This is a genomic window from Methylibium sp. (assembly GCF_013817345.1).
GTDB lineage: Bacteria > Pseudomonadota > Gammaproteobacteria > Burkholderiales > Burkholderiaceae_C > Methylibium.
The window spans coordinates 1-5,953 of record NZ_JACDCW010000153.1 but is presented as its reverse complement, the minus strand read 5'-3'; the positions used below and the strand labels follow the sequence as shown (position 1 = coordinate 5,953).

The following is a 5,953-nucleotide window of genomic DNA, read 5'->3' as shown; positions in this document are numbered from 1 at the left end:
CGTCGCGGCAGCGCAGGCCGGAATCAGCGTCGCCAGCGCGTACCGCATCGAACACGACCCGCGGCTGCCGTCGGCCAAGAAGACGTCGCGCGAGCGACGCCGGGCCGACCCGCTCGCCGACATCTTCGACGCCGAGGTCATCCCTTTGCTGCAGTCCGCCCCCGGCCTCCGGCCGGTGGCCATCTTCGATGAGTTGAGGCGACGTCACACGCGGAGTCACGAGTCGGCGTAATCCGGCCACCTGGAGTCGGCATATACAGGCCACTTGAGGTGGCGCCGAAGGGCATCTCGAAGCGACCTGTGAAGGGCGTTATTTTGCCGTGTTTGCGGATGGTTTCGGGAGGCTCTTTTTCGGTGCCGGTCCGACCTTTGGATCGCGGTAGGACGGCCCGCCGAGTTCGAGGCAATAGGCGTTGTGGCGCAGCCGATCGATGGTGGCCGAGGCCAGCAAGTGGTTGACGGCGAAGGCCTGGTCGAACTCGTCGAAGGCGAGGTTGCTGGTGACGATGGTGGCGGCTCGCTCATAGCATTCGGCGATCAGGTCATGCAAGTCTTCGTCATCCGGTGCACGAAGTGGTTTGAGGCCGAAGTCATCGATGATGAGCAGCGGCACCCGCGCCAGCGTGGCCAGCTTGCGCTCATAGGCGCCGGTGGCGCGCGCGGGGAAGATGTGCGTAGCGTCACGGAGGGCATCGGACCCCCCGAACCCCGGCATTGCGCTCAGTGGCCGCCGATACTTTGTGCATTGGCAACGGGAGCTTTCAACCAGGGAAACAACTGCGCTTTCGCGAGCGACCGCTACCGGCTCACTGTTTGCGGCGAATCATGCTGCCGAGCTCTGCCTCTTCGCGGTAGAAGAACTGCCGCTGACCATCGCGCCAAGTCCCGAGCCACAGCCCCGAGCGAGTATGTACTTGTGCGACAGGCACTTGGCGTGATTGGAGTTGCGGTTTCTGTCTACAGCCGGAGCTGCTGGAGCAACGCGAATGCGCGCTGTTGCTTGACGTCGGGCGTGGTGAGGATCTCGAAGGTGGGAGCCTGGGCGCCGGCATAGGGCGTGCGGCAGGTGTTGCGCGCGATGGTGGCGAGTTGCGACTCACATGAACCGCAAGCCACTTCACGAGTATTTTTTGACGACTGATCTTACTTATGCGCAACCTCGAATTGCCTGATGGAACGACGCTGCCCGTGCTGGGCCTGGGCACCTGGCGCATGGGCGAAGCCAGCGCCACGCGTGATGCGGAGGTGGCCAGCCTGCGCAGCGCCATCGAGCTCGGTTACCGGCTGATCGATACCGCCGAGATGTACGGCGACGGTGGTGCTGAAACCGTGGTCGGGCTTGCGCTGGCCGAAGCCTTTCGCGGGGGTGAGGTGCCGCGCGAAGACATGTTTGTTGTCAGCAAGGTGTACCCGCACAACGCGAGCCGGCGCGGCACGGTGAGCGCGTGCGACCGCAGCCGCGAGCGGCTGGGCCTCGACTGCATCGACCTCTACCTGTTGCATTGGCGCGGCGAGCACCCGCTGGCCGAAACCCTGGAGGCGATGGAATCGCTGATGGCCGCAGGCAAGGTGCGCTCCTGGGGCGTGAGCAACCTCGACGTGGCCGACTTGCAGGAGCTGGAGGCCATCACCGCGCGGCGCCAGGCTGGCCACGGCCGATGTGCGGTGAACCAGGTCTACTACTCGCTGACCGAGCGCGGCCCCGAGTTCAGCCTGTTGCCGTGGATGCGCGCGCGATCGATGCCGCTGATGGCCTACAGCCCCATCGACCAGGGCAGCCTGGCCGCAGACGACACGCTGGCCGAGATCGGGCAGGCACGTGGCCTCACGGCGGCGCAGGTGGCCTTGGCCTGGGTCATCAGCCGGCCCGGGGTGGTGGCCATTCCCAAGGCTTCGTCAGTCGCCCATCTGCAAGAGAACCTCGCGGCCGAGCGGGCGGCCCTCAGCGAGCACGAGCTGCGCCTGATCGACAGCCGCTTTCCTGCACCGAAGAAAAAGACACGTTTGTCGATGATCTGAGCGGCCCTGTTGTCTGGGGTGCGGTCGGTGTGAGGCTTCACCGGGTGGCATGGCGCCCGACGCGGGCCTTCTTGCCGTGTCGTTCAAGGGCCCCCGCTGCCGCAGCGCGCAGCAGCCGCTGAAAGGTAGGGCACTCGCCGTGGCTGGGCGCCGGGCACACCGCCGCGTGCCGCAGCCCGCTGCTCATGGCATTCAGCCGCTTGACCATGCGGTCGATCTCGTCGGCCTTGGCCGAGAGCATCTGCCGGTCGATGCTGGTTTGCCCATCGGCCGCGAACATGGCGCCGATCTCATCCAGCGAGAACCCGGCGGCCTGCCCCAGCGCGATCAGGGCCAGCTGATCCAGCACGCGCGGGTCAAAGCGGCGACGAGCGCCCGCGGGGCCGAGTGACGCGATCAAGCCCTTTTCTTCGTAGAAGCGCAGCGTGGACGCCCTGACGCCAGACCGTTTGGCCACTTCGGCAATGTCCATCACAAAACCCTTGACGTCAAGTCAACTTGAACTTCTATAGTGACCACAACAAGTTCATTCGTCAACCATGAAGGTCCCGTCATGAGCCCTTTACTGCAAGACATGTTGCGCGTTTTGCTCATCGGCATCGGCGCCACGGCGGTGATGGATCTATGGCTGTGGTGCTTGAAGCGTGTGGGGCTGCCGGGGCTCAACTTCGCCTTCATCGGGCGCTGGGTCGGGCACGTGTTTCGCGGCACGTGGTCGCACGATGCCATGACCAAGGCCGCACCGATCCAGCGCGAGCTGGCCTTGGGTTGGTTGACCCACTACGCCGTTGGCGTGGCGTTTGCCGGGGTCTTGGCCAGCCTCTACGGGACGGCGTGGCTGAGCAGCCCGAGCCTGGTGCCGGCGCTCTGCGTGGGGCTGGGTTCGGTGGTCGCGCCGCTGGTCATCATGCAGCCAGCCATGAGTGCGGGCGTCGCGTCGTCCAAGACGGCCACGCCCCTCAAAAACTGCCCGAAGAGCGTGGCCAACCACGCCGTGTTCGGCCTTGGCCTGTACTTGTCGGCCGTCACGCTGGAACGGATTTCGCGTTGATGAGCCGGACTCGCCTCAAGCTGTCATTGAACCGTCAACCCCTGGAGCCTGTCGATGTTTCCCAAGAATTTTGAACCCGTCTTGTTTGGCCTGATCCTGTCGGGTCTGATGTCCTTCGTGGTGGCGGGCATCTCCACCTTGCGTGCCGTGGGGCTGATTCCGGATTTTCCCAGTGTGTGGATCAGCGCCTGGCTCACCGCGTGGTTGTTCGCGTTTCCAATCGTCTTGTTTGTGGCACCGATCACGCGCCGCGTGGTGCACCGTCTGGTGGCGCACGACTGAACTCCTAAGCATTCGCCCGCGGAGACCGCAGGGATTTCTGGAGGCGATCTCCTGCGAGTAAACGAGCAAAGTACCCAGACGTGCCGTGTCCTGATGGCTTGTCATTCCGTCTCAGGCCAGCGCAGCGTAGCCCTCCAGATGGTGCTCCGCGTCGCCGAAACGCTGCGTCGGCCGGGTACTCGACCCACCGCATGTCGTCGACCGTGCCCCGCTGCTGTCGAACACCGCTGCGAGCAGCAGACCTTGCTTTTCGCGGAGCGGATCCACTGTACGCCGCGGTTCCAAGATGGCCGCAATGATCGTGAGCTCGCCGCCGCAGTTCGGGCAGTGTTCGAGGTCAATCTCGAACACGTGTTTGAGCAGCCGGACCTAGGCTTCTGACGATGCGAGACTCGCTCCCTGATGAAGCTGACCGACCGCCTGGATGAGCTTGAGCAGCGCTTGCGCACGGCGCTGGCGAGCTCTTTGCGAAGCGCCACGGCGAACGATCCGTCATGGCGTCGATTTGAACCCTCGCTCAAGCGTGGCGGCGCGAAGGACGATGCACCTCAGAACGGCACGTCGTCATCCATGTCAGCGAAGCCTGCGGACGCGGGAGGCACCGACCGCTGAGACTTCTCGGTCGGCTCGCTTTCGATTCGAGCGTTGCCGAGCGACTGTTCAAGCGCCTTCTCGACCGCGTCGATGCGCTGCTTGCACAACTTGTAGGCGTCTACCGACTCGCTAACGATTGTCGTCAGGTTGTCGATGTCCGGCTCTTGCTGCGATCGCAGCGTCTGCGCATGCTTCTGCAGGATGGCATAGGCCTCCCGGAACGTTTTGCCGTCGCTCATAGGTTCTCCTTGCCCCGGCGCACCGAGGCCTCGATCGATCCGTCCTTAAACTGCACCTGCACCGTTGCCGCTTCCCTGGCGACAGCGGCGCTTGTGACGATCTGCCCCGTCGTCACTCGAACAACCGCAAAGCCTCGACCCAGCGTCTTCTCCGGTCCCTGCGCAACGACCTCCCGAAATGTCGCCTCGGCGGCCTCGGCACCCCAGCGCACGGCGTTACGCGCGCCTTGCTCGATCTCCCGGCGCGTGTCGTCGATGCCCAGTCGGGCTTCGCGGATACCGCGCGTGGCATCAGCCTGGATCTGCATCACAAGCGACGACGCTTTGATGCAAGCAGTGGCCAGACCGCTACCGGCGCCGGCCCGCACATTGGACAGCGCTCGCAGCGTCGTCTGTGAAGCGTCGTGCAAGGCACGCTGCGCCTGCCGCTGAACACCGGCCATCCCTTCTTCAACCGCGGCACGCGCCTTCGTCACCGTCCCGAGCGCCTGCCGTCGGATGTCGGAGTCGAGTTGGTCGGCTTCGCCTTGCGCCTTGCGCAACTGCTTGAGGGTGAGCCCGGCAACCTCGTCGAACGCCGCCTGCGACTCGCGCGCTCGCTTCACGATCAACGCCTGGATGCCAGCGATCACCTTGCTTGGCGTGTCGAAGCGCTGATGCGCAACCTCGTCAAGGATGGTGTTGTCTCGCTCGTGCCCGATGCCGGTCAGCACCGGGACCGTGTTCAAGCAAACGAAGCGGGCAAGCTCGTAATCGTTGAGCCAGGCGAGGTCGTTGACGGCGCCTCCGCCACGGATGATCACGATCGCGTCTGGCAGGTCCTGCCCAGGCCAGGCGGCCAGCGCCGCCTCGATCGTCTCGCGGATCGACGCCGGGGCACCTTCGCCCTCGAATCGGCTGTGCGTGTAGACGGCTTCGCACAGACCATGCCGCTGCAGTCGATCGGCGTCGCGGGCGAAGTCTCCGAGACCCGCGGCACGCGGGGGCGAGACGACGAGCAGGGCCCGGAAGTCCCACGGCGTGGCCAGCGACCGGTTTCGGTCGAAGAGGCCCTCGGTTTTCAGCTGCTCACGAATCTGGCGCTTCTTGGCCTCGAGGTCGCCGAGCGTGTAGCTCGGATCAATGGCGTCGACGTGGAGAGTTAGACCGTACTGCGCGCTGAACTCGGGGCGTGCGGAGATCAGGACCTTGATGCCAGCCGCTACGCGCACGCCGGTGGCGATCTGAAATGCGCCGAGCACTCGCTCGACGTCACGGCTCCAAACGATGGCCTTCGCTTTGGCGACGAGGCTTCCGGCTGCGTCGCGCTCGGCGAGTTCGAGATAGACGTGCGGGTCGCCGTCGACGCGCACGACCTCGGCGGTCGTCCAAACGCCTTGGCGAAACGCCTGTTCCACCGCGGTAGCGACACCGGCGAGCAGCCGAGAAAGCGTCACGCCTTTGTTCGGCCCCGCCAATTGCTGGCTGGCAAGCCTGGTCGGATCGACCGGCAACCAACTCGTGAACGGCTCAAGGTCTCGCCCGATCGGCACGAACCACTTCTTGGCCTCGTTGTCCCAGCGCGCACCCTTTGCTTTGGCATCCGCCTTGTCGCGGAACGGAACGTTGAGATAAGTCGTCACGTCGGAATGGAGCTACCTGCTAGTGTCCTGTCCCGCATTTAGCAGGCATAAATAATGCATGCCTTCGCGGTATCTTGTAGCTGGAGATACCGCAATGGCGAGGGGCAGACCGAAGACCGAACTTGTACTCAGCGACGACGAGCGCG

Annotated in this window: 8 protein-coding genes and 2 pseudogenes; 4 read left to right on the top strand and 6 right to left on the bottom strand. The window is 64.7% G+C overall.

What is annotated here, in order from left to right; translation table 11 throughout:
* Positions 1-208: pseudogene (locus H0W40_RS18680) on the top strand (IS21 family transposase); the annotation flags it as partial.
* Between the two features lie 102 nt (positions 209-310).
* Here H0W40_RS18680 and H0W40_RS18675 read toward each other — a convergent pair.
* Together H0W40_RS18675 and H0W40_RS18670 are read right to left on the bottom strand one after the other, a co-directional pair.
* Positions 311-661 (bottom strand): annotated as a pseudogene (locus tag H0W40_RS18675) (ATP-binding protein); the annotation flags it as partial.
* Positions 662-957: 296 nt separating this feature from the next.
* Positions 958-1,116, bottom strand: a complete 159-nt coding sequence (locus H0W40_RS18670; RefSeq protein ID WP_292449258.1) for a hypothetical protein — start codon at positions 1,114-1,116, stop codon at positions 958-960.
* 33 nt (positions 1,117-1,149) lie between these two features.
* Between H0W40_RS18670 and H0W40_RS18665 the strand changes: the two genes are divergently transcribed.
* Positions 1,150-2,019, top strand: coding sequence for an aldo/keto reductase (locus tag H0W40_RS18665; RefSeq protein WP_292449256.1), 870 nt, complete (start codon positions 1,150-1,152; stop codon positions 2,017-2,019).
* A gap of 37 nt (positions 2,020-2,056) precedes the next feature.
* Here the strand turns inward: H0W40_RS18665 and H0W40_RS18660 are convergent, their stop codons facing one another.
* Entirely contained in the window at positions 2,057-2,491 is a 435-nt protein-coding gene (locus H0W40_RS18660) for a helix-turn-helix domain-containing protein (RefSeq protein ID WP_292449254.1), read from the bottom strand.
* Positions 2,492-2,572: 81 nt separating this feature from the next.
* On the opposite strand from H0W40_RS18660, the gene H0W40_RS18655 reads away from it, so the two are divergent.
* Positions 2,573-3,070, top strand: a complete 498-nt coding sequence (locus H0W40_RS18655) for a DUF2938 domain-containing protein (RefSeq protein WP_292449252.1) — start codon at positions 2,573-2,575, stop codon at positions 3,068-3,070.
* Between the two features lie 54 nt (positions 3,071-3,124).
* Positions 3,125-3,352, top strand: a complete 228-nt coding sequence (locus H0W40_RS18650; RefSeq protein WP_292449250.1) for a DUF2798 domain-containing protein — start codon at positions 3,125-3,127, stop codon at positions 3,350-3,352.
* A gap of 111 nt (positions 3,353-3,463) precedes the next feature.
* Here the strand turns inward: H0W40_RS18650 and H0W40_RS18645 are convergent, their stop codons facing one another.
* From H0W40_RS18645 to xseA, 3 genes are all read right to left on the bottom strand, one after another.
* On the bottom strand, positions 3,464-3,703 hold the full coding sequence (locus H0W40_RS18645; RefSeq protein ID WP_292449249.1) for a hypothetical protein: 240 nt from the start codon (positions 3,701-3,703) through the stop codon (positions 3,464-3,466).
* 197 nt (positions 3,704-3,900) lie between these two features.
* Positions 3,901-4,185, bottom strand: coding sequence for an exodeoxyribonuclease VII small subunit (xseB, locus tag H0W40_RS18640; RefSeq protein WP_292449247.1), 285 nt, complete (start codon positions 4,183-4,185; stop codon positions 3,901-3,903).
* The gene (gene xseA, locus H0W40_RS18635) at positions 4,182-5,807 is read right to left on the bottom strand and encodes an exodeoxyribonuclease VII large subunit (protein WP_292449246.1); all 1,626 of its coding nucleotides are present in this window, start codon (positions 5,805-5,807) and stop codon (positions 4,182-4,184) included. Before xseA ends, xseB begins: the two co-directional genes overlap by 4 nt.
* Positions 5,808-5,953 lie beyond the last annotated feature (146 nt).

Excerpts from the sequence above, each read along its gene's own strand:
- xseB (WP_292449247.1), bottom strand. The coding sequence starts at position 4,185 with ATGAGCGACGGCAAAACGTTCCGGGAGGCCTATGCCATCCTGCAGAAG.
- H0W40_RS18660 (WP_292449254.1), bottom strand. The coding sequence starts at position 2,491 with ATGGACATTGCCGAAGTGGCCAAACGGTCTGGCGTCAGGGCGTCCACG.
- H0W40_RS18665 (WP_292449256.1), top strand. The coding sequence starts at position 1,150 with ATGCGCAACCTCGAATTGCCTGATGGAACGACGCTGCCCGTGCTGGGC.
- H0W40_RS18655 (WP_292449252.1), top strand. The coding sequence starts at position 2,573 with ATGAGCCCTTTACTGCAAGACATGTTGCGCGTTTTGCTCATCGGCATC.
- H0W40_RS18650 (WP_292449250.1), top strand. The coding sequence starts at position 3,125 with ATGTTTCCCAAGAATTTTGAACCCGTCTTGTTTGGCCTGATCCTGTCG.